At 68.4% G+C, this 22,958-nt stretch carries 12 protein-coding genes and 1 pseudogene; 4 read left to right on the plus strand and 9 right to left on the minus strand.

Features of this window, described 5'->3' with window-relative positions:
- From AC069R_RS11590 to AC069R_RS11600, 3 genes are all read right to left on the minus strand, one after another.
- A partial coding sequence (locus tag AC069R_RS11590) for a DUF397 domain-containing protein (RefSeq protein WP_478766574.1) occupies positions 1 to 215 on the minus strand: 215 nt, incomplete at its 3' end.
- Between the two features lie 198 nt (positions 216 to 413).
- Positions 414 to 671 carry a DUF397 domain-containing protein gene (locus tag AC069R_RS11595; RefSeq protein ID WP_478766576.1) on the minus strand — a complete coding sequence of 86 codons (258 nt, stop codon included), beginning with the start codon at positions 669 to 671 and terminating at the stop codon, positions 414 to 416.
- Positions 668 to 1,507 (minus strand): helix-turn-helix domain-containing protein, encoded by an 840-nt coding sequence (locus tag AC069R_RS11600; RefSeq protein ID WP_478766870.1) that lies wholly within the window; start codon positions 1,505 to 1,507, stop codon positions 668 to 670. The genes AC069R_RS11595 and AC069R_RS11600 overlap by 4 nt, the downstream gene beginning before the upstream one ends.
- Positions 1,508 to 1,676: 169 nt before the next feature.
- Here AC069R_RS11600 and AC069R_RS11605 point away from each other — a divergent pair.
- A pseudogene (locus AC069R_RS11605) lies at positions 1,677 to 1,931 on the plus strand (ATP-binding protein); the annotation flags it as partial.
- 153 nt (positions 1,932 to 2,084) lie between these two features.
- Here the strand turns inward: AC069R_RS11605 and ispG are convergent.
- The 3 genes from ispG to dxr all read right to left on the minus strand — a co-directional run bounded on the left by ispG (position 2,085) and on the right by dxr (position 6,010).
- Positions 2,085 to 3,242, minus strand: coding sequence for a flavodoxin-dependent (E)-4-hydroxy-3-methylbut-2-enyl-diphosphate synthase (gene ispG / locus AC069R_RS11610; RefSeq protein ID WP_478766577.1), 1,158 nt, complete (start codon positions 3,240 to 3,242; stop codon positions 2,085 to 2,087).
- 195 nt (positions 3,243 to 3,437) lie between these two features.
- Positions 3,438 to 4,742 (minus strand): M50 family metallopeptidase, encoded by a 1,305-nt coding sequence (locus tag AC069R_RS11615; RefSeq protein ID WP_397983749.1) that lies wholly within the window; start codon positions 4,740 to 4,742, stop codon positions 3,438 to 3,440.
- Positions 4,739 to 6,010 carry a 1-deoxy-D-xylulose-5-phosphate reductoisomerase gene (gene dxr / locus AC069R_RS11620; protein WP_478766579.1) on the minus strand — a complete coding sequence of 424 codons (1,272 nt, stop codon included), beginning with the start codon at positions 6,008 to 6,010 and terminating at the stop codon, positions 4,739 to 4,741. The genes AC069R_RS11615 and dxr overlap by 4 nt, the downstream gene beginning before the upstream one ends.
- A 158-nt stretch (positions 6,011 to 6,168) precedes the next feature.
- On the opposite strand from dxr, the gene AC069R_RS11625 reads away from it, so the two are divergent.
- Positions 6,169 to 6,627: a lamin tail domain-containing protein gene (locus AC069R_RS11625; RefSeq protein WP_478766581.1), complete on the plus strand. Its 459-nt coding sequence runs from the start codon at positions 6,169 to 6,171 to the stop codon at positions 6,625 to 6,627.
- A 28-nt stretch (positions 6,628 to 6,655) separates the two neighbouring features.
- Here AC069R_RS11625 and AC069R_RS11630 read toward each other — a convergent pair whose 3' ends face one another.
- The 3 genes from AC069R_RS11630 to AC069R_RS11640 form a co-directional block, all read right to left on the minus strand.
- Entirely contained in the window at positions 6,656 to 8,593 is a 1,938-nt protein-coding gene (locus tag AC069R_RS11630; protein ID WP_478766583.1) for an acyl-CoA dehydrogenase family protein, read from the minus strand.
- A 171-nt stretch (positions 8,594 to 8,764) separates the two neighbouring features.
- Positions 8,765 to 8,962, minus strand: a complete 198-nt coding sequence (locus AC069R_RS11635; protein WP_478766585.1) for a hypothetical protein — start codon at positions 8,960 to 8,962, stop codon at positions 8,765 to 8,767.
- A 131-nt stretch (positions 8,963 to 9,093) separates the two neighbouring features.
- Positions 9,094 to 15,600: an RHS repeat domain-containing protein gene (locus AC069R_RS11640; RefSeq protein WP_478766587.1), complete on the minus strand. Its 6,507-nt coding sequence runs from the start codon at positions 15,598 to 15,600 to the stop codon at positions 9,094 to 9,096.
- Positions 15,601 to 16,295: 695 nt separating this feature from the next.
- On the opposite strand from AC069R_RS11640, the gene AC069R_RS11645 reads away from it, so the two are divergent.
- Positions 16,296 to 22,448 (plus strand): LamG-like jellyroll fold domain-containing protein, encoded by a 6,153-nt coding sequence (locus AC069R_RS11645; RefSeq protein ID WP_478766589.1) that lies wholly within the window; start codon positions 16,296 to 16,298, stop codon positions 22,446 to 22,448.
- Positions 22,449 to 22,695: 247 nt separating this feature from the next.
- Positions 22,696 to 22,953, plus strand: coding sequence for a hypothetical protein (locus AC069R_RS11650; protein WP_478766591.1), 258 nt, complete (start codon positions 22,696 to 22,698; stop codon positions 22,951 to 22,953).
- Positions 22,954 to 22,958: the final 5 nt, after the last annotated feature.

The raw sequence follows: 22,958 nt of genomic DNA on the forward strand, positions 1-22,958 counted from the left end.
GGGACGGAGAGGGTGGGGGCGGTGGTGGGGTTCTGCTTGGAGTCGCGGATGTGGATGGTGGTGGGGCAGGTGGCGATCTCGACGCACTCGCCGCCGTCGCCGCTGCTGTAGCTCGACTTGTGCCACGAGAGGGCGGCTTCGAGGCATTCCCCGCCACCGCCACTGCTGTAGCTGCTCTTGAACCACATCAGGTTCGACAGCTTTTCGACGTTCATGTCTCTCCCAGCAACTTGTCCACGAATGCCAGCGATTCGCGTGGGGGCAGGGCCTGGGCACGCAGGATCCCGTTGCACGGTATCCATCGCGGTTTCACCGTCCAGTTCTCCGGAACGAGTGGTGCGGGCATCAGGTACGCGGCGAAGGCGATCTGGCACAGGACCTGCAACACCAGCGGCTGGGGATAATTCGCCGGCTCAGCCCTGAACCAAGCCCAGGAACGCCTGCCACGCGGTGGTCGGGACGGAGAGGGTGGGGGCGGTGGTGGGGGTCTGCTTGGAGTCGCGGATGTGGATGGTGGTGGGGCAGGTGGCGATCTCGACGCACTCGCCGCCCTGGCCAGTGCTGTAGCTCGACTTGTGCCAAGAGAGGGCGACTTCGAGGCATTCCCCGCCACCGCCACTGCTGTAGCTGCTCTTGAACCACGCCAGGTCTGACGGCTTTTCGACCTTCATGCCTCTCCCAACAACTTCTCTACGAGTGCCAGCGAATCTCGTGGCGCGAGGGCCTGGGCACGCAGGAGGCTGTACTGCTCCTCCGCCTTCCTGACTGCCGCGCGGTCGGTGAAGAGACGGCTGGCCCTGTCTGCCGGTACGTAAGCGATCCTGCGCCCTTTCGTCGTCTCGATCAAGTTGAACTGACCGTCGAGCGCGGCATGTTCCTCCCGGTCGTACGGCATGATCTGGATTTCCACGTTACGCCGCTGACTGACAAGCAGAATGTGCTCCAACTGGCCCCGCCAGACGGCCAGTCCACCCAGTTTTCTGCGCACCACAGCCTCCTCCATCACGAAGGTCAACGTGGGCGCTGGCTTGCGCGCGAAGATCTCCTGCCGAGCCATTCGCGCCGCCACCCGCTGTTCGATGGTGTCCTCGTCCAGCATCGGCCGCCACATCCTGAACACGGCCCGCGCGTACTCTTCCGTCTGTAACAGACCCGGCACCGCCTGGACGGCGAAGACGTGCAGCGCGACAGCCTGCCTCTCCAGCGCCGCCGCATCCTGGAAGAACGCTGGATACTGCGCCCTCTCCATGTCCTCGATGAAGTCGGTCAGCATCCCGTCCGCGCTCAACACCTCGTCCGCCTGCCGGATGAACTTCGCGTTCGGGATGCGCCTTCCCACCTCGTACGACGTGATCGTCGCGGCCGAGTAACCGGTGCGGCCTCCCAACTCCCCGCGGTCCATGCCCGCTCGGAGCCGCACCCGCTTCAGCACCCGTCCGAAGACGAGCGGAATGCCCGAGCCCGGTGCTTCCTGGCCATCCAGGTCTTCCTGTGCTTCCTCGCTCATGTACACCCCCAATGCCCTCGCGCCGCCCCCGGTCACGGTTGCGCGCGTGTACAGCGGCACCCCGCCCGTGTACAACGCCTGGTGGTCGGGGTGCGGCCGCTGTTCAACGCTACTGAGCGTGCGGGACCGTAACGGCGTGAAATCAGAAATCTCCACCCACGAATTCGCCATGCGCTTCACCTCGACCCCGCGCGGCGCGCGGCTCGCCCGGCGGCTGGTCTCGCTGCGGCTGGACGAGTGGGGGCATCCGTACGACGGCCGGGTCAACGAGGCCGTCACGCTGATCGCGGCGGAGTTCGCCGCCAACGCCGTACGGCACGGGCACGTACCCGGCCGGGACTTCCAGCTGCGGCTCGCGGCGCAGGACGGGGTCGTACGGCTGGAGGTCTCCGACACCCGGAGCGAGCGGCTGCCCGAGCCCCGGCAGCCGTGCGGGGAGTCCGGGCGGGGGCTGGTCCTGGTGGAGGCGCTCGCGGACAAGTGGGGGGGGCGCCGCGGCAGCCCGGCAAGACGGTCTGGGCGGAGGTACGGCCGAGTCCCGCCACCGGGCGGTGACGGGACTCGTGAGGTCGTACGGTCAGCCCGCGACCGAGACGGAGGGCTCGCCGGACTCGACGCCGTCGTCCTGCATCTTCTCGGCCAGCTTCATGGCCTCCTCGATCAGGGTCTCGACGATCTTGGACTCGGGGACGGTCTTGATGACCTCGCCCTTGACGAAGATCTGGCCCTTGCCGTTGCCGGAGGCGACACCGAGGTCGGCCTCGCGGGCCTCGCCGGGGCCGTTGACGACGCAGCCCATGACGGCGACGCGGAGCGGGACGTCCATACCGGTGAGGCCCGCGGTGACCTCTTCGGCGAGCTTGTAGACGTCGACCTGGGCGCGGCCGCAGGAGGGGCAGGAGACGATCTCCAGGCCGCGCCGGCGCAGGTTCAGGGACTCCAGGATCTGGATGCCGACCTTGATCTCCTCGACCGGCGGGGCCGAGAGGGAGACGCGGATCGTGTCGCCGATGCCCTCGGAGAGCAGCGCGCCGAAGGCGACGGCCGACTTGATGGTGCCCTGGAAGGCGGGACCGGCCTCGGTGACGCCGAGGTGGAGGGGGTAGTCGCACTGGGCGGCGAGCTGGCGGTACGCCTCGATCATCACGACCGGGTCGTTGTGCTTGACCGAGATCTTGATGTCGCGGAAGTCGTGCTCCTCGAAGAGGGAGGCTTCCCACAGGGCGCTCTCGACCAGCGCCTCCGGGGTGGCCTTGCCGTACTTCTGGAGCAGGCGGCGGTCCAGGGAGCCCGCGTTCACGCCGATGCGGATCGGGGTGCCGTGCTCCTTGGCGGCCTGGGCGATCTCCTTGACCTGGTCGTCGAACTTCTTGATGTTGCCGGGGTTCACCCGGACCGCGGCGCAGCCCGCCTCGATGGCGGCGAAGACGTACTTGGGCTGGAAGTGGATGTCCGCGATGACGGGGATCTGCGACTTCTTGGCGATGGTGGCCAGCGCGTCGGCGTCGTCCTGGGTGGGGCAGGCCACGCGGACGATCTGGCAGCCGGACGCGGTCAGCTCGGCGATCTGCTGGAGGGTGGCGCCGATGTCGGACGTGCGGGTGGTGGTCATGGACTGGACCGAGACGGGCGCGTCTCCGCCGACCGGCACGCTACCGACCTGGATCTGCCGGCTCTTGCGGCGCTCGGCGAGCTTGGTCGGAACGGACGGCATGCCGAGAGAAATCGCAGTCATCTGCTGTGCAACCCCAAGTCGTGGATCAAGATCCGGCCCCGTGCTACGGCGGGCTCCGGCATCCGAGATTACGGCACCGGCGTCTGCGCGGGCACATCCCACCCTGAGAAACCCCCTCTTTGGGGGGGGCGGCCGGGCGCGGCACGCAAGCGGCCCGGAACCCCAGGGTTCCGGGCCGCGGTGAACGCCGTACGGCTAGGAGATTTTGACCGGGTTGACGACGTCCGCGATGAGCACCAGGACGGTGAAGCAGACGAAGATCCCGGCCACCACGTAGGCCACCGGCATCAGCTTGGCCACGTCGAACGGGCCGGGGTCCGGGCGGCGCAGCACGCGGGCCAGGTTGCGCCGCAGCGCCTCCCACAGGGCGCCGGCGATGTGGCCGCCGTCGAGCGGGAGCAGCGGGAGCATGTTGAACAGGAAGAGCGAGAGGTTGAACCCGGCGAGCAGCATCACGAACATCGCCACCTGCTGGGAGGCGGGGATGTCCAGGGTGGCGATGTCGCCGGTGATGCGGGCCGCGCCGACGATGCCCATCGGGGAGTCCGGCTGGCGCGGGGCGTTGTCGAACGCGGCGTCCCACAGGGCCGGGATCTTGCCGGGCAGGGCGGCGAGGGAGTCGACGGCGTCGCCGACCCGGTCGGTCATCCAGGTCACGGAGTCGCCGAAGCCCTGCTTCTGGACGCCGGTGGCGGAGCTGAAGCCGAGGAAGCCGGCCTTCACGTACTTGCCCTGCTCGTAGGTGCCGCTGGAGTCCTTCTTGGCGACCAGGTTGGTGGCGATCTTCGCGTGCAGGGTGAGCTGCCGGCCGTCGCGCTCGACGACGATCGGCACCTGTTTGCCCGCGCTGTCGCGGATCAGGTCGGAGAGGGTGTTCCAGTCCTTGGTGGGCTTGCCGGCGAAGGAGACGATCTTGTCGCGCTTCTGGATGCCGGCGGCCGCGGCCGGGGAGGCGGGGTCGGACTTCTTGCAGGTGTCGCGGTTCTCGCTCTGCGCGATGACGCAGGGCGAGACGGAGGCGACGGTGGTGGTCTGCTGCTGGATGCCGAAGCCCATGAGCACCGTGAAGAACAGGGCGATCGCGAGGATCAGGTTCATGAACGGGCCCGCGAACATGACGATGACGCGCTTCCACGGCTTGCGCGTGTAGAACATCCGCGTCTCGTCGCCGGGCTGGAGCTCCTCGTAGGCCGCCGAGCGGGCGTCCTCGATCATGCCGCGCCAGGGCGAGGTGGAACGGGCGGAGATCCGGCCCGCGTTGTCCGGCGGGAACATGCCGATCATGCGGATGTAGCCGCCGAGCGGGATCGCCTTGATGCCGTACTCGGTGTCGCCCTTCTTGCGCGACCAGACGGTGGGGCCGAAGCCGACCATGTACTGCGGGACGCGGATGCCGAAGAGTTTGGCCGTCGACAGATGTCCCAGCTCGTGCCACGCGATCGAGACGAGCAGACCGAACGCGAAGACCAGTATGCCGAGGATGAACATCAAGGTCGTCATGCACGCGCCTCCGCGGTCGCCGTCTTGGCTGTGATCTCACGGGCCCGGGTCCGCGCCCAGGTCTCCGCTTCGAGGACGTCCGACACGGTGAGTGAAGTTCCCGTTCCCGGTGTGCCGTGTTCCTCGACCACGCGGGTGACGGTCTCCATGATCCCGTTGAAGGGCAGCACGCCGTCCAGGAAGGCCGCGACGCACTCCTCGTTGGCGGCATTGAACACCGCCGGAGCCGTCCCCGCGAGCCGTCCGACGTGCCGGGCGAGATCCACCGAGGGGAAGGCCTCGTTGTCCAGCGGGAAGAACTCCCAGGTGGAAGCCTTGCTCCAGTCGAAGGCGGGGGCGGCGTCCGGAACCCGTTCGGGCCAGCCGAGGCCGATGGCGATCGGGCCCCGCATGTCGGGTGGCGTGGCCTGGGCGAGGGTCGAGCCGTCGGTGAACTCGACCATCGAGTGGACGTACGACTGCGGGTGCACGACCACCTCGATGCGGTCGAACGGGATGTCGTACAGCAGGTGCGCCTCGATGACCTCCAGGCCCTTGTTGACCAGGGTCGCGGAGTTGACCGTGATCACCGGGCCCATCGCCCAGGTGGGGTGGGCGAGGGCGTCCTGGACGGTGACGTGTGCGAGGTCCGCCTTCGTACGGCCGCGGAAGGGGCCGCCGGAGGCGGTGACGACCAGCTTGCGCACATCGGCGCGGGTGCCGGCGGCGAGCGCCTGGAAGAGGGCGGCGTGCTCGGAGTCGACCGGGATGATCTGGCCGGGCTTGGCCAGCGCGGAGACCAGCGGGCCGCCGACGATCAGCGACTCCTTGTTGGCGAGCGCGAGGGTACGGCCCGCCTCCAGGGCGGCGAGGGTAGGCGCGAGGCCGATGGACCCGGTGATGCCGTTCAGCACGGTGTGGCAGTCGGAGGCGGCCACCTCGGTGGCCGCCCGCGGTCCGGCGAGGATCTCGGGCAGCGGCTCACCGGGTCCGTACGCGGCGGCCAGCGCCTCGCGCAGGGCCGGTACGGCGTCCTCGCGGGCGACCGCGACGGTGCGCACCCGCAGCCGGTGCGCCTGCTCGGCGAGAAGCGCGACCCGGCCGCCGTTGGCGGACAGCGCGGTGACGCGGAAGCGGCCGGGGTTGCGCAGCACGAGGTCGATGGCCTGGGTGCCGATGGATCCGGTGGAGCCGAGGACCACCACGTCCTTGGGGCCGTCGCCCGCGAGGGGGTCGTAGACGAGGTGGGGGTCGGCAAGGGGTGCCGGACGGGCAGGGCTGTCGGTCATCCCCCCATTGTGGCCGCACGCGGTGACGGTCTGGACAGGGTGTCCCCTCAGGGAGTACGTCCGAACGCGGGGCGAGGGTGAAGATCCTGTGATTATCTTCATCCCTGCGCTTCGGCGCTCACGCATTTCACGGACGACGTCCTTGGGGGGATCTCTCGATGCGGACCATACGGCTGCGCGCCGCCCTGCCCGCCCTCGCCGGTGCGGCCCTGCTCACCGGCACCCTGCTGAACACTCCGGCCCAGGCCGCCGGGGGCGTGAAGATCTACCACGTCTGGTTCGACAGCCCCGGCTCGGACAACCGCTCGAACACGAGCCTGAACGGCGAGTGGGTGCAGCTCAAGAACACCGGCGGCTCGGCGGTCTCGCTCAAGGGGTGGGTGCTCAAGGACGCCTCGAACCACCGGTACGTCTTCCCGAACGTCACGATCGGCGCCGGGAAGTACATGAAGATCCACACCGGGTCCGGCCGGGACACCACGACGGACAAGTACCAGAACCGCCGCGCCTACGTCTGGAACAACGACAAGGACACGGCCACGCTCACCAAGGCGAGCGGCGCCAAGGTCTGGTCGTGCTCCTGGACGACGCGGGACCCGAGCGACAAGTACTGCTGAGCGTGCTGCTGGTCGGGGGCGGTCGCCGCTAACCGCCGTACGGGCGGCGGGCGTTGGCCTGAGTGGAGGGTCCGGGGGTCGCGTCGGCGATCCACGGGCCGTCCTCCGAGGGGTCCACGATCCCCTCCTCCAGCCAGGTGTAGGCGCCGCCGAGGACGCCCTTGACGACCGTGCGGTCGAGGTCGTCGGTGTTGGTCCACAGCCGGCCGAACAGCTCCTCGACGCGGACGCGGGCCTGGCGGCAGAAGGCGTCGGCGAGCTGGTACGCCTCCCGGCCGTGCTCGTCGCGGGTGCGCAGCCGCTCGGCCCGTACGCAGGCCGCGCTCATCGCGAACAGCTCGGCGCCGATGTCCACGATCCGGCCGAGGAAGCCCTGCTTGGTCTCCATCCGGCCCTGCCAGCGGGACATGCCGTAGAAGGTGGCGCGGGCCAGCCTGCGGGCCGTGCGCTCGATGTAGCGCAGGTGGCAGGACAGGTCGACGCCGTGCCGGAACTCGCTGTACGAGGTGGGCAGTTGGCCGGGTCCCGCGACCAGCTTCGGCAGCCACCTGGCGTAGAAGACACCGGCCTGCGCGCCCGCTTTCGCCTTCTCCGGCAGGGACTTGGCCGGATCGATGAGGTCGCCGGCGACGGAGAGGTGCGCGTCCACGGCCTCGCGGGCGATCAGCAGGTGCATGATCTCCGTGGAGCCCTCGAAGATCCGGTTGATGCGCAGATCGCGCAGCATCTGCTCGGCCGGGACGGCCCGTTCGCCGCGCGCCTTGAGGGACTCGGCCGTCTCGTAGCCGCGCCCGCCGCGGATCTGGACCAGCTCGTCGGCCATCTTCCAGGCCATCTCGGAGCCGTAGAGCTTGGCGAGGGCGGCCTCGATGCGGATGTCGTTGCGGTCCTCGTCGGCCATCTGGGAGGAGAGGTCGAGCACCGCCTCCAGGGCGAAGGTGGTCGCCGCGATGAAGCTGATCTTGGCGCCGACGGCTTCGTGCAGCGCGACGGGCTTGCCCCACTGCTCGCGCTCCGCCGACCATTCACGGGCGATTTTCAGACACCATTTGCCAGCGCCCGCGCACATCGCGGGCAGCGAGAGACGGCCGGTGTTGAGGGTGGTGAGCGCGATCTTCAGACCGGCGCCCTCGGGGCCGATGCGGTGCGCGGCCGGCACCCGCACCCGGTGGAAGCGGGTCACGCCGTTCTCGATGCCGCGCAGCCCCATGAAGGCGTTGCGGTGCTCGACGGTGACGCCCTCGGAGGCGGCCTCCACGACGAACGCGGTGATGCCGCCCTTGTGCCCCTCGGACTTCGGCACCCGCGCCATGACGACGAGGAGATCGGCGACGACGCCGTTGGTGGTCCACAGCTTGACTCCGTCGAGGACGTACTCGTCCCCGTCCGGCACGGCGGTGGTCGCGAGCCGCGCCGGGTCCGAGCCGACGTCGGGCTCGGTGAGCAGGAAGGCGGAGATGTCGGTACGGGCGCAGCGCGGCAGGAAGGTCTGCTTCTGCTCCCGCGTGCCGAACATCTTCAGCGGCTGGGGCACGCCGATCGACTGGTGCGCGGAGAGCAGGGCACCGACGGCGGGGCTCACGGAGCCGACCAGGGCGAGGGCCTTGTTGTAGTAGAGCTGGGTGAGGCCGAGACCGCCGTACTCCGGGTCGATCTTCATCCCGAGGGCGCCGAGTTCCTTCAGGCCCGCGACGACCTCGTCGGGGATACGGGCCTCGCGCTCGATCCGTGCCGGGTCGATCTCCGTCTCGCAGAAGGCGCGCAGCTTGGCCAGGAACTCCTCACCGCGCCGCACGGACTCCTCCGCGGGCATCGGGTGCGGGTGCACGAGGTCGAGCCGGAAGCGCCCGAGGAACAGCTCCTTGGCGAAGCTGGGCTTGTGCCAGTCCCGCTCCCGCGCGGCCTCCGCGACCTCGCGGGCCTCGCGCTCGGTGACGGTGCTGCGGTGCTCGGTGGGGGCGGACATGGGATCACCTCGCCGCGAGGAGGAACCGACCGGGGCGGTGCGCCGCCGGGCGGTGCTACTGGCTCGTTGGTACCCAAAACGGGACGGCCCCGCCACCCCTGTGGAGGACTGGCGGGGCCGTTCGGGTCGTCTTTGCCGGGGCGGGTCGTCCAGCGGGGGGGCGGCAGCAGGTCAGACTCCCGCGACCAACGCGAAGCCACTGACCAGGACGAAGATCAGAACTATGACCGCAACGATGAACAAGACCTCTACGGATTGCCTGGGCTTTGACTTCGAGAGCGCTTTGGCGAACTTTCCGGCACCCCAGGTGATCCAGATCGGCGACGAAAGGAGGAGACCGAAGGAGAGCACCAATACGAGATCGAGCACGCGAGACCCTTTCACCCTGCATATTCGACGGCTGCACGCATCATACCGGGATCAAGTCATACGCCTGCCTCACCCGACGGAACGGGAAGTGAGGCAGGCGCATGACGTACGGGTCAGCTATCCGCGACAGGTTACTGGAACTGATCCCAGTTGCCTCCGATCAAGTCCATCCAGGTATTCGGCGACGTCCAGTCGGTCGATTGGATCGGATGACTCGGCCGGACCCCCAGGGCGCCACGCAGGTTATGGGCCATCAAATTCCAGGTCATCTTCGTGTAACCGGCTTTTGTGCCCAGATAAGCCATAGTGCCCGAATCGTGTGCGATTGCGTGTTGACTCAGATACAGCTCTCCCTTGCGGGACTTGAGACTGAATTCAATGGTGGACTGCGGCGCATCGAAGTATTCGTCCGACACAACCGTGAATTTGAAACTCGTCGCCGCGGTCGCGACTCTCACCTTTCCGATGCCATGCGCGAATTTAGGGCCGGCATGCAGTGTGCAATAGCCCCCGTCAGTGAAGTGCTGACAGCCGGTGACCGGGAACGGGAAGATCGCTTGCGGAGTCTCCTGGAACCCCTCCATCACCTTCTCCGGAGATCCTGTACTGGAGACCGGGCCGATGTCTTCCGTGAACGTGTACCCGTAACCGTTCTCCGTGCCGTAGTGGGGGGCCATGGGGACGACGACCAGCGGCTTGGTCGAGAGCGGCGAGGTCGGGGATTTGGAGACGTGGTCGTACAACGTGTCACTGGGCACGGAACACCTGTGCGTGTCGCAGTAGTTGCTGGACCCTCCGTACTTCGGCGACTGGGGGTCGTTCTCCTCGTGGTAGGTGCCGTACGTGCCGTTGCTGCCGGAGCAGTAGGCGTACGGGTAGCACGATTCGAGACCGGTCGGATCACTGTCGGTGATGGGGTTGTCGGCAGCGTAGGTGTACCCGCCGAGCTCCTGGGGGTTGGTGGCTTCGAACATGGGGTCGACGCTGATGAAGCGGCCGAGGGCGGGGTCGTACTTGCGGGCTCCGACGTCCGTGTAGCCGGTGGTGGCGTCTTGCGGTTTACCCAGGTAGGAGTGGGTGGGGTCGGGCCAGGCGGTGGTGTCCGAGGAGGAGCGAGGCTGTCCGTAGGGGGTGTACTGCTGGCGCGCGACCTGCTGGGTGGTGACGTCCATCGAGAGGGTCGCGGTGCCGTGGGGGTCGCTGAAGAGGTACTTGCGGCCCCCGCCCGTGAGGCTGGACCAAACCGCGACCGGCGTTCCGGTGCCTCCGTGTGTGTAGGTACGGACGGCGCCGAGGAGGACGTTGGGGGTGACGCCGGTGTTGACGACGATCTCGGTGTCGCCGGCGAAGAGGGTGGTCTGGCCGGGGTCGCGGCGGATGAGCTGGTTGCCGTCGGCGTCGTAGAGGTACTTGGTCGCCGTAGGACTGGACCCGGCGGTGTCCACCTCGGCGAGGTGGCCCTCGTGGTCCCAGGTGAGGGTCTGGCCCGGACCGGTGGCGGGTGTGCGGGTGTGCAGGTTGCCGTCTTCGTCGTAGCCGAAGGTGGTCGGGTTGGTGCCGCCGGTGGTGGAGGCCAGGGTGTGGGGCTGTGTGCCGGTGGAGTTGCAGTCTTTGGCGCAGCTGTCGTTGTAGGTGGTGGTGGTCGTTGTGCCCGTGCTGCCGATGGCGTGGTCGATGCTCTGGTGGCGGTTGCCGATGGCGTCGTAGTCGAAGGTCTGCCAGTACGAGCCGGGTGTGGTGCTGAGGGTGCCGGTGGTGGGCGGGTTGGCGGCGCAGTTGTCGTTCGCGGTCCACGCGTCGGCGAGCCGGTCCAGCGCGTCGTAGCTGTAGCACTGCTGGTCGGCGACGGTGTTGCCGGTCTCCGACTGCTGATCGGTCGTGGACGTGGGGTTGCCGGAGGCGTCGTAGGTGTACTTGGTGTCGTCGACCGTGGGGCCGGGGGCCTGGGTGCGGCTGATCACTCGCTCGGTGGGCCGCAGGGTCTGGTCGTCGTAGCCGTAGGTGGCCGTGGCCGGGTTGGTGGAAGCGCCGTAGGTGACCTGCGACGGCGTTGCCCAGTCCGTGTACGTGGTGCCGGTGACGTAGGCGAAGCCGCTGCTGCCCGAGGTGGTGGGATTGCCGAGCGTGTCGTGGCCGTAGTTGATGGTCTCGCTCGTCAGGCCCTGAGTGCGTGGGTCGGACTGGGAGCGCAGCAGCTGGTCGTTGATCGAGTAGGTGAAGGTCGTCGTGTAGGTCGTGGGCAGCGGTTTCTCGGAGTCCGGCAGGGTGATCGTCGTGCCGGTGGGTTTGCCGAGAGTGGTGTAGCCGGTCGTGGCGACCGTGTAACCGCCGCTGGTGCCCTGGACGTAGCGGGTCGAGGAGGTGGGCAGCCCGATGCGCAGGGTGTCGTAGGTCCAGGAGGCGAACTCGAAGTCGGAGGCGGTCTTGTCGCTCGCGGTGAGCTTGCGGCCCAGGAGGTCGTAGGTGTAGTCGAGTTCGGCCTGCTTGGCGTCCGTGGTGGAGGTCAGGTTGCCGGCGTCGTCGTAGTGGTAGTCGGTCTTGCCGGCGTCCGGGTCGTGCTGGGACTTCTTGCGGCCGAGCAGGTCGTAGTCGGTCGTCCACTGGGTCTTGTCAGGACCGGTGACCTGGTTCTGCTGCCCGGCGGCGTTGTAGGCGTAGGCGGTGGGTGAGGTGGTTCCGCCACTCGCGGAGTACCCGTTGGCCGCGGTGCCGGAGAGGGTCGGGGCGGCGGTGTACTGGTCGAGTTCGGTGGTCTGGCCGCGGGCGTTGACGACGGTGGTGGTGGCCACGCCGCCCTTGGGGGGCAGGACAGTGGTCCTGTCACCGCTGTAGGCCGTGGTCGTGACCCACGTCTTGGCGTAGTTGTGCTCCTCGGTGACCAGGTCGGCGCGGCCCATGCCGTCGTGGTCGGTGACGGTGGTGTCGGACATGGTCACCTTGGAGGGGCTGGCCAGGACGGTGCTGGGACTGGCCGGGATGCTGTAGGCGTTGTTGGTGAGGACCGTCCAGCCGTGCGAGTCGTACTGGGTGTCACTGACGGTGGTGGTCGAGTTCTCGGCGGTCTCCTGCGTCTGGAGCGGGCGCAGCATGGCGTCGTACAGCGTTTCGCTGGTCTTGTAGCTGCCGTCGTCGAGCAGCGTGTTGGTGGCGACGACCGGAGGCTGCTGGGCCACCTTGTAGGTGTAGGTCATGTTGGCCGGCGCGCCGGCGGCTTTGTTCTCGTTGGGCAGCCACACCGCTGTGCTGCGGCCGAGCGCGTCGTAGGTGAGCGAGGTGAGCAGGCCGGCCGCGTCGGTCTTGGCGGTGGGTACGGCTCGGGCCGGATCCTGGGTGGTGCTGGTGAGCTGGCAGCTCTTGGACGAGGTGGTGACCGTCGAGCAGTCCACGCCGGGGGTGACCTGAGTGACGACGGTGGTGCCGGTGGGCAGGGCGCCGCCGGCCGGGGTGTACGTGGTGTACACGCTCTGGGCGAGGCTTTTGCCGTCCGGAGACGTGGAGTCGGGGGTGCGGACCGCCTTGGTCACGCGGCCGTAGGAGTCGTAGGTGGTGGCGGCCTCATCGACGAACGAGGTGGCGGTCGCCCCGCTGGCGGCGGACGCCTGCTGGACGAGGGTGGCATCGCCGGTCTTGGGGAGGGCCGGGTTCTGCTGGCCGTCTCCGTCGTAGACGAAGCCGTTGTGGTCGTAGGAGGTGCGGTTGTCGGAAAGCAGCGTGCCGCCGGGTGTCGCCCCCGCGCCGGAGCAGTCCTGCGCTGTGGTGATGGTTTCGGCGGGCAGGACCAGGGTGTCCGCGCTGCCGGTGACGTAGCGGGTGTAGGTGCACTTGGCGACGTTGTCGCTGTCACCGGTCTCGCCGCGGTCGTCGGCCTGGACGGGCATGCCCGTCGTCGGCTTGCCCTTGGTCGTGTTGTAGAAGGTGTCGGTCTCGGTCTTGCGCCAGCCGTAGGAGACCGCCTGGCGCGTGAGGTTCTTGGCCGTGCGGACCATCTGGGCCGTCAGCGCCGGCAGTCCGGAGCGGGAGCGGCTGGCGGTCGGACCGATGATCGTGGGGACGGTGACGTTCGCCTTGTCGATCGTGCCGCCCGCCGCGGTGTACGTGTCGGTCTCGAACGTCTGGCCCGCCAGGGCGTCGTCGTCGGCGACCGTGGTGGCTCCGTCCTGGCTGGTGAGCGCCGGTGCGGAGCGGGTCTTGCCGCCAGGGAGCGTGTCGCCGTTCATGCCCAGGAAGTAGTAGGTCTTCGTCAGCGTCTTCTGGTCGTGGACCTGGGCGCCGTTCGTCATGTGGAAGACATCGGGATCGCCGGTGGTGACGTCGACTTCCGGGTAGCCGCGGAACTGTCCCCAGGTGCGGTTCTTCGCCTTGACGACCTCGTTGTCGTCGTAGTGCCAGCCCGGATTGCCCTTGTAGGCGTAGTCCGTCTCCAGTTCAGGCTCGGTGCCGTCCTGGTAGGAGTTGTGCGTGTCCGCGGTGACGACCTCGGAGACCTTGTACTTGTAGAACCAGTCCATCCACGGTGACGGCTGCCCGTCGGGTGTCCAGTACACCGGGAAGCAGGACAGCGTGTTGGTCGAGGCGAACGACTTGGCGGCGGCATCGGCCGGGTCGTCAGGGTCGCTGGCGGGGGCTTTGGAGCAGTCGGGGCGGTCGTAGGTGACGGTGGTCTGGGCGCCGGTCTCGCTGGTGACCGTCTGGATGCGGTCGTGGTACATCAGCGGCATCTGCGGGATCGTCCCCACCCGGTTGGGCAGTTGGAGCGGGGGGTCGAAACTCACGGCCGGAGTGGAGGTGCTGCCGGAGGCCCCGCCGAGAGTGTCGAGGCCGGTGTGCTGAATGGAGTCCAGCCACAGCGTCGGGGCGTGGTCGCCGCCGTCGGGGAAGGACTGGGCGAAGGTGTACTTGTCGACCTGCTGGGTCGCGCCGCCCGTCTGGATCTGCGTGGTGATGGAGGTCAGGCGCTTGCGTGACCAGAAGCTCGGGCCATGGTCGGTGCAGCTCGACCCTGAGGTGCAGTTGAGATCGACCGGCACGTCCGGCCAGTAGGAGGCGTTCGCCGGCGTGAACTGGCTGTCGGCACAGGTGTTCCCCGACGGAGTGCCCGAGATGCAGCGCTCGGCGGTGTGGAAGAAGACTTGGTCCGGCGCGGTGCCGGAGTAGACGGCCGAGGAGGTCATGCCGTAGTCGATGCGCGCGAGGGTGCCGCCGCGGGTGTAGGCGACGGCGGTGTCCTTCATGTCCGCGCCGTAGTAGCCGGTCTCAGGGCTGTAGTACCAGGCGGTGGCGTTGCTGTGGGTGTCGACCGCGTAGTCCAGGTTGAAGCGGTAGCCCAGGGTGCAGGACGTGTCGGCGAAGGTCGTGCTGTCCGTGCACGCAGAGACGCCGCTGTGCGCGTGGTAGACAGGCACGGTCCAGGCGGACTTCGTCTCGTCCTTGCCACTGGACCAGCCCGGAAGGCGGTTGAGGCCGAAGAAGTACTGCGTACCGCCCTTGGTCACCTTGAAGTACTCGCCGTTCGCGGTGCCGTTCGTGGCGCCGGTCAGGTCCTCGATCTTGGTGGTGGAGTCGTCGGTGGCGGGGCGGAAGCTCTTGGTGGCGTCGTCGTACACGACGGCGGTGGACGTACCGTTCAGCGACAGGGTCAGGATCTGTCCCGCCCAGCACTCGTCGCCATCGCCCTTGGGAGCACCGGAGGAGGAGTCGTCGTCGCACGACTTGTACGTACGCTCGATGTAGTTGTCCGCCATGGTCCAGCCGTCCCCCAGCCAGGAGGACTGGTTGTTCGTCCCCTCGGTGCGCGCGTCCTGGCTCGAGGAGTCGTACGACAGATTCACGTTCGGCGGTGCTCCGCCGATCGGCGGTGGCACGGTGACCGGATAGCTGTAGGTGAACGCCCCGGTGTTCCCCGAGGCCGACCAGGAGCCGGCCGGCGACAAGCTGGTCGCCGAGTAGTCACCGGCGGAACCCGAGGTACCGGAAGTCGCGGCCATGACAACCGTTGCATCGGACGCGGCCGCCGCGGGGTGTGCCGGCGAAGCGTCGGCCTTCGAAGGGGCCGCGCCCGGAACGGACACCTGGCCGGAGAGCGGCGTACCTGGCGCCGTGCGCACAGGGGTCTGTACCTGGCAGCGTGCCTGCTGCGGCGTGGTCAGCGCACACGCGGGGAGCTGGACCAGGTGCAGGCGAGAGGCGAAGTCGCCGCCGAAGGCGTAGCGGAACGACGAGTCGTCCACCCGCAGGGCGACTTTGCCGCCTCCCGGACTCGTGCGCTGCAATGTGAACATCACACCGTGGACACCGGCGGTACGCGCCGCCTTCTGGTCCAGGATCTTCACTCGCACGCGCTGCGCCCCGGTGACAGCGGTCGGCCGGCGCCGCATGGTCGTCGCGGCGCCGAGCAGCACGGGCGTCTTCCCAGCCCGCACCTGAGTAGACGCGGCGTTCAGGCTCGCCGAAGCCGTGGTGACGGGCAGGGTGACGGTGGCACTGTCCGGGCCGGGCAGCTTCGCGTGCCCGCTGGAGTCGAAATGCTTGAACGGCTTGGAAGACGGTCCTCGTTTGGGCTTTGCCCAGGTGAATGGAATTCGTTTGTTGTGGGGTACGGCAGGGGCGGCGATCCCGGACTTTGCCGACGGGGAAGCCATGGCCGCGTCCAGGGGAAATAGCCCCACGACCAAGGCGCCGACGGCGACCAATGCCGTACGCCGACCACTTTCACCGGTCCAGACCGACCGGCGGCCGCGTCTCCACCAAGTTTCCTGACCCATGCTGCGCGTTCCCCTCCCCTGCGCCTCGCACGCCCGAGCACTGTCAGCTCGAACGGTCCGAGGGCACGCCAAAGCAGGGGCACAGATAGAACACACCCCCCGCAGGGCTCACGCTAAGCGCTCAGACAGAGGCGGAAAGTAAAGGTTATTCCTCGAAGGAGTAAAGGAACCGCGCGGCATAGAACGGAATTGCCCATTCCATGGTCAGGAATAGGTCACACAATGCACCGGCGACGGACGGCCGGGCAGGCAATTGGAAATGGGACCTAAAGCCACAAGCTCATTCCGAACCCTCTGACCCGTTCTGTCCCCTGATTCCTTGCCGCCCGCCCGGAAATTTCCGCGCAATCCCCACCCGAGGCCCCCCGCCCCCGCGCCCTGAGCCGACCCGGCGAAATGTGCGGAATCAACCCTTCCAACGGCCGGGTCGGCATGCGGATGCGTCAAGAATGAGCCAGACGGGTGGGTTCATCGGCCATTTTTCGATGGTTCCGGCTGCTCCCTGCGTTGAGAATGCACAGCGGCGCGGACCCAAGGGGGGGCCGCCTGAGCCCCGCGAAGGACCCAACTCGATGTCAGCCTTTCGCCCGCCCCTGCGGGCGTCCAGACGCCTCAAGTCCAGACCCGTCGCCGTCGCCGTCGTCGCGGCCCTCGCCGCCGGGTCGCTGACCTCGGCGGTGGTGGCCCAGGCGGCGCCGGCCTCCCCCATCAGGTCGCCGCACACGGAGTCCGGCACACCGGGATCTCACCGGGGCCTCAACGCCACCGAGGCGGCGTCCGCCCGTGCGAAGGCCACGGGTAAGCCGGTGACCATCAATCAGCTCACCGACACGGGAACGGTGGTGGTCGCCAACCCGGACGGCACCTTCACCCGCACCGACTCCTCCATGCCGCAGCGCACCCTCCAGGACGGGAAGTGGGTGCCGATCGACACCACGCTGGTGCGGCAGTCCGACGGGACCTGGGCCCCCAAGGCCGCCGTCACCAACGTGGCCTTCTCCGGCGGCGGTTCCGGTGCGCTGGTCACGATGCGCAGCGGCCAGGACAAGCTGGGCTTCTCCTGGCCGGGCACCCTGCCCGCACCGGTGGTCTTTGGCGACACCGCCACGTACCCGGAGGTGCTGCCCCAGGTCGACCTCCAGCTGACCGCGGACGCCTCCGGGTACTCCTCGGTCCTCGTGGTCAAGTCCGCCAAGGCGGCGGCGAATCCACGCCTGCGGCGCCTGGAGCTCGGTACCGCGTCGACCGGGGTCAAACTGGCCACGACGCGTGACGGCGGCGCCCAGGCCACGGACAAGCACACCGGAAAAACGATTTTCCATAGCGATACCGCGCTGATGTGGGACAGCGCCGGCCAGCAGGCCGGCAGCGCCCCCGCGGCGCGCACCAGGACCGTGTCGTCGGCCCGCGCCGAGCACCGCACGGCGGCCGAGGTGGGCAAGCATCGCGCACAAGTCCGGGTCAGCCTCAAGTCCGGCAAGCAGCGGCTGGGGGTGGACGCAGAACTGCTCTCCGCCAAGAGCACCACCTACCCGGTCTACATCGACCCCGAGTGGAGCGGCCGCCCGTCCCAGCTGGACTGGGCGCGGATCTCCGACAACGGGTGGAACGTCTACAACTCGACATCCACCTCGGGCTCCACCAACGCCCGTGAGGGATGGGACAACTCCGCCCCCGGCAACGGTGAGCGAGCACGTACGTACTACCAGATGAACACCAGCGGCATCAAAGGGGCTGTGGTCAGCCATGCCTCGCTGTACGTGAAGCAGCTCTCCGCCGCCTCCTGCTCCGACACCCCGGCAGCCGTCTACGGCACCGGTCGCCCCGCCGGGTGGAGTTCGTCCTCCCTCTACTGGGGCCACGAGCCCGACAAGAGCACCGGCGCGCTCGGCACCAACCCGGTGAGCAAGGAGGCGGGCACCTGCCCGGTGACCAACGGCTCCAACTCCTGGGTCAGCCCGCCCTCGCTGGAGTTCGACGTGACCTCGCGGGCGCAGAGCGCGGCGGCCGGCGGCTGGGCGAGCATGACGCTCATGGTCCAGTCCCCCGACATGAACGACGCCACCCAGTGGAAGCAGCTCGCCTACGGCGGCGGCGCCACCATGTCGGTCACCTACAGCTACCGGCCCAAGCTCAAGAACGGCACCGGCACCCCCGCCATCAAGCCGTCCACGGTGAGCATGGGCAAGACGATGACCACCACGCACACCCCGACGCTGTCCGCGCGCGCCGTCGACCCCGACCTGGCCGGCGGCAGCGAGCTGGTGCGCATGGACTACAACGTCTTCAACTCCTCCGGCACGCTGATACACCAGGGCTTCGGCCCCAGCACGGACTCGAAGAAACGCGCCCGGTACAACACCAACGGCAGTGACTGGACCACACCGAGCCTGCCGGACGGCACCTACACCTGGAAGGCCACCGCACAGAACGCGGCCGGCTACTGGGTCGGCCCCGGCTCCGGCGTCTGGACGAAGACACAGACCTTCACCGTCGACACCACCGCGCCACCGGCGCCGACGGTGACATCCAGCCAGTTCCCCGCCAAGCAGATCGGTGCCGCCTACGGCGACAAGGGCACCTTCACACTGAGCAACAACCACACCAACAACATCACCGGGTACCTGTTCTCCCTTGACGGCACGCTCGGCAACACGGTGTACAGCAGCAGCGTCACCCACTGGACGACGACCACGAAGATCACTCCGGGCAAGGCGTACTACGTCACCTCCGACAACGCCTCCGGCACCGGCACCGCGGTCGTCAACGGCAGTGCCTCACCCGCCTTCGCACCAGGCACGACGGGCCCCCACACGCTTTACGCCAAGGCCGTGGACCAGGCTGGCTCAACGTCTCTCACCCAGACGTCCTACGCCTTCTACGCCGGTACCAGCACCCCGACGTACGCCTACGGCGACAAGATGGTAAGCGGCTGGACTGCGACCAACGCGGACAGCACCACGACCACCGTGCCGGCGGCGACGACCACCACGAAGGGTGGTCAACTGGTCAGCCAGGCCGCGGGCAGCGGCTACGAGTTCGCCGACGGCTACCAGGCGTTCCTCAACAACAAGAGCACCACCTCCAAGGTCGTCTCCGGTGACAGCGTCACCTTCGGCTTCGACATCCCGAAGGACGGCCCCTGGAGTTTCGGCGTCAACCTGACCAAGGCCAGGGACTACGGCATCTACCGGCTGGTGCTGGACGCGGGCAAGCCCACGCAGTCGACGCTGATCAGCGGCTACGACGCCTACAACTCCTACGTCACCACCCAGTTCCTCAGCCTCGGCATGCCCAAAGACTCCAGCGGTCAGCTGCTCACCCTCAAGCAGGGCGTCCACACCCTGACCCTCACCGTGACCGGCAAGAACCCCGGCTCCTCCGGGTTCCAGGCGGGTATCGACGTGCTGCGGCTCGGGCCGGCGCTGACGTGCGCGATCAACACCACCAGCAGCTGCCTGAACAACACCGCCACCAGCACCTTCACCACCACGACCAGCACGGCCGACGCCGACGGTTCCGGCAACAGCATCAACTCCGCCGATCTGACGAGCACTTCGGGCTGGCAGAGCGGCAAGACGGTCACCGTGGACGGCGCCACCGTCACGCTGCCGAAGTTCGGCACCGGCACCTACGACAACATGCTCGCCGCCGGCCAGACCGTCACCCTCCCGAACAGCGGCGTGACGAACACCGGTGACGCGGTGGTCTTTCTCGCCTTCGCCACCGGCGGTGCGGCCAAGGGAGCCGGCGGCACCATCACCTACGCGAAGAACAACTGCCTGGACCCGGACGGCAACCCCGCCGACCAGTCGTACCAGCTGGACACCGTGCCGGACTGGCTCAGCGGCACCGCCGCCGCAGCCTCGCTGACCCTGGTGCACGAGAACCACAAGGACAACACGCAGACCAGCCCGAGCTCCGGCCCGAAGATCTACGCGGTCAGCGTCCCGCTCCAGTGCCCCGGCTCCGTCATCAGCAGCATCTCCCTGCCCCTGTTCGCCAACGGTGTCCAGGCCAGCCAGCCCGCCCTGCACATCCTCGGCCTCGGCCTGCGCTCGACAACCGTCACCGGCAGCGGGTCGACCGCCCGGCACTGGGTCGGCAGCTTCTCCTCCGTCCAGGACACCGCCAAGGTGCAGCAGTCCGACGGCAGCACCGCGACCGTCAACGGGAAGACGCTGCGCATCCCGGCGCACGTCAGCATCGGCACCGACGACGGCAACGGCGTCCGCGTCCATCTGTCCAACGCCCTGGGCACCGCCCCGGTGACCTTCGACGCGGCCTCCGTCGCCCCCCAGAACACCACCGCGGGCGGCGCCACAGCGGCCGCGGCACCAACGCCGCTGACCTTCGGCGGCAGCGCCTCCGTCACCATTCCCGCGGGCGGCGACGTCACCAGCGACCCGGTGACACTGGCCGTGCCCCAGCAGGCGACCCTGCTGGTCAGCGCGCAGGTGCACGGCTCGGTATCCGCCATGCCCGGCCACGCCGCGGCTCAGACACCCGTCTGGGTCAGCGACGCGGCCAACCGCACGGGTGACACCGCGGCCGGCAACTTCACCCAGACGACGTACACCGGACTGCCGTACCTGGCCGGTATCGACGTCACCACACCCGTCGACGCCCCCACCGGCTCGCTGGTCCTCTACGGCGACCAGAGCGTCAACGCCGACACCGGAAAGAACGACGGCCAACACCACCTCAGCGACGCCATCACCAACGCCATCGTCCAGGACACCAATGGGGACGACTCCGTCGACTACGGCATCCTCAACGCGGGCACGAACAGCGGCAGTCTGAACAACAACCAGCTCCCGCAGATCACCAACAGCGACACCCCGGCCAGCGCGCTCAACCCCGTGGACCGCAACGTCCTGGCCCAGGGCAACGTACGCACCATCCTCGTCTCCACCGGCGCCACCGACCTGCTCAACTGCACCGGTGACACCAACACATGCGCGACGAAGGTCGAGAGCGGACTGGCAGCCCTCAACAGCGAACTCACCTCGTACTACACCGACGACGGACAGGCCTACATCAACGGGCAGCCGGTGACCCAGAACGCCAATATCACCGTCTACCTCGCCACCATCCCGCCGTTCACCGCCGCCCACCCCGGCACCGCCACCCAGGAAGCCGCCCGTGAGCAGGTCAACGGGTTCCTGCTCGACAACTACCCCGCGCAGGTCATCGACTTCGCGGCGGCGGTCTCCACGGGCGGCACCGCCTCCTCGTCGACGGTGAAGGCGGCCGACCTCTCCGGCGGCAACCCCTCCGACGCGTACTACGCCGACCTCGCCGGCCTGTACCTGACCGACACGAACACCGGCGTCGTCACCATCGCGCCGAACCTGATCGTCCCGCTCGCCACCGGCAGCGACACTCCCGACAACGAGTGGGAGCTGTCCGCGGACGGCACCGACGCACGCGGGGACAACCCGTTCACCGCGGTCGGTGGTGCGAGCTTCAACGCGGCCGGGCCCGACGCCGTCAACGCCCCCACCGCCGCCACCTCATTCGACGGCAGCACCGGGTTCCTGGAGAGCGACCACACCGCCGTCGACGCCCTCGCCGACTACACCGTCTCCGCCTGGGTGAAACTCGACTCGGCCACCGGTCCCGCCACGGCCATCTGCGAGGGAACCAGCGAGCACCAGGCCTTCTACCTCGGCTACGACCGCGGCAACCAGGGCTGGATGTTCCAGACGACGACCACGAACGACGACAGTTCCGACTTCCCCACCGCGGAGGGAGACGTCGGCACGGGGGCCCTGGGCACCTGGACACATCTCCTGGTCACCTATACCGCCCCCGTCGACGGGGACGACACCACCGGCGTGATGTCGATCTACCAGAACGGCACCCTGATGGGCACCGCCGTCAACTCCACGCCACAGTACGACTCCTCCATGCCCCTGACCATCGGCGGCTGCGTCAACACCCCCGACGCGACCTCCCCGTACAACGCCTTCCCCGGCTCCGTCTCCGACGTCCAGGTCTACCCGTACGCCATGGCGGCGAGCGACGCGAGCGCGGGCAGCGTGATGGTGCCCTCCGGGTGGGACAAGGGCATGCCCGAGGACGAGTGGAAGCTCTCCGCGGACGGCACCGACACCGCGTCCCTCAACGCGCTCACCCCGTCCGGCAGCGTCGGCTTCGGTACCGACGCGCCGAGCGGGCTGTCCGGCAGCACCGCCTTCGACGGCAGCACCGGCTTCCTCAAGAGCAGGCAGAGCGCAGTCGACACACTCGGCGACTACACCGTCTCCGCCTGGGTCAAGATCAACTCCGCGCTCGGCACCACCGCCGTCTGCCAGGGCACCACACAGCACCAGTCCTTCTACCTCTCCTACGACAAACCCAGTGCCGCCTGGATGTTCCAGACCACGACCACCAACGACGAGAACTCCGACTTCCCCACCGCCGAAGGCGACAGCAACAGCGCGCCGGTCGGCACCTGGACCCACCTCGTCGCCACCTTCCGGGCACCGGTCGCCGGCAGCACCACCACCGGCAACATGGCCCTCTACCAGAACGGCACCCTCGTGGGGACCGCCACCAACCTCAGCCCCCAGTACGACTCCTCCATGCCCCTGACCATCGGCGGCTGCGTCAACAGCGCCTCCGCCACGACCCCGTACCTGGCGTTCCCCGGCTCCGTGGCCGACGTCCACGTGTACCCGAGGACGCTGTCGGCGACCGAGGTCGGCGCACTCCACTAGATCCCACACCGCAGCGTGGTCCCCGCCGCTCTCACCGAGGCGGCGGGGACCACGCGCGTCGAGGCGAATACCGAGGTTTGTCATCATGCACAAGGGAAAGCTGATCGCGGGCGGAATCCTCGCCGTGGCAATCGTCGCCGGCGCAGTCGTGAGCCTGGAACACAGCACTCACGCGACGAAAGTCGTGCCCGCCCACGGCCCCGGCTCAGCCACCATGGAGGCCGCACCACCGACATCAGAGGCGAGTATGTTCAGGATCTGGGTCAACCAGGAAGGCCCCCCGCCTGAGAAGGCCGCCGTCAGACACGTCACCCGGCTGTCCGCCCACGCAGAAAGGCAGCGGGTCGTGATCTACACCGACTGGGACAGCCGCTTCGCGGGCGGTCACACTCCGGAGGCCGGACGGATCGCCGCCGCCTACCGGGCCTGGCAGAGCGGCACGGGCCGCGTCCGGGTGACCGTGTACGCCTCGGACGGGCAGGTCGTCATCTCGCGACAGTTCTAGACAAC

The organism is Streptomyces sp. NPDC043952, from assembly GCF_056435325.1.

Excerpts from the sequence above, each read along its gene's own strand:
- AC069R_RS11595 (WP_478766576.1), bottom strand. The coding sequence starts at position 671 with ATGAAGGTCGAAAAGCCGTCAGACCTGGCGTGGTTCAAGAGCAGCTAC.
- AC069R_RS11600 (WP_478766870.1), bottom strand. The coding sequence starts at position 1,507 with ATGAGCGAGGAAGCACAGGAAGACCTGGATGGCCAGGAAGCACCGGGC.
- ispG (WP_478766577.1), bottom strand. The coding sequence starts at position 3,242 with ATGACTGCGATTTCTCTCGGCATGCCGTCCGTTCCGACCAAGCTCGCC.
- AC069R_RS11615 (WP_397983749.1), bottom strand. The coding sequence starts at position 4,742 with ATGACGACCTTGATGTTCATCCTCGGCATACTGGTCTTCGCGTTCGGT.
- dxr (WP_478766579.1), bottom strand. The coding sequence starts at position 6,010 with ATGACCGACAGCCCTGCCCGTCCGGCACCCCTTGCCGACCCCCACCTC.
- AC069R_RS11625 (WP_478766581.1), top strand. The coding sequence starts at position 6,169 with ATGCGGACCATACGGCTGCGCGCCGCCCTGCCCGCCCTCGCCGGTGCG.
- AC069R_RS11630 (WP_478766583.1), bottom strand. The coding sequence starts at position 8,593 with ATGTCCGCCCCCACCGAGCACCGCAGCACCGTCACCGAGCGCGAGGCC.
- AC069R_RS11640 (WP_478766587.1), bottom strand. The coding sequence starts at position 15,600 with ATGGCTTCCCCGTCGGCAAAGTCCGGGATCGCCGCCCCTGCCGTACCC.
- AC069R_RS11645 (WP_478766589.1), top strand. The coding sequence starts at position 16,296 with ATGTCAGCCTTTCGCCCGCCCCTGCGGGCGTCCAGACGCCTCAAGTCC.
- AC069R_RS11650 (WP_478766591.1), top strand. The coding sequence starts at position 22,696 with ATGTTCAGGATCTGGGTCAACCAGGAAGGCCCCCCGCCTGAGAAGGCC.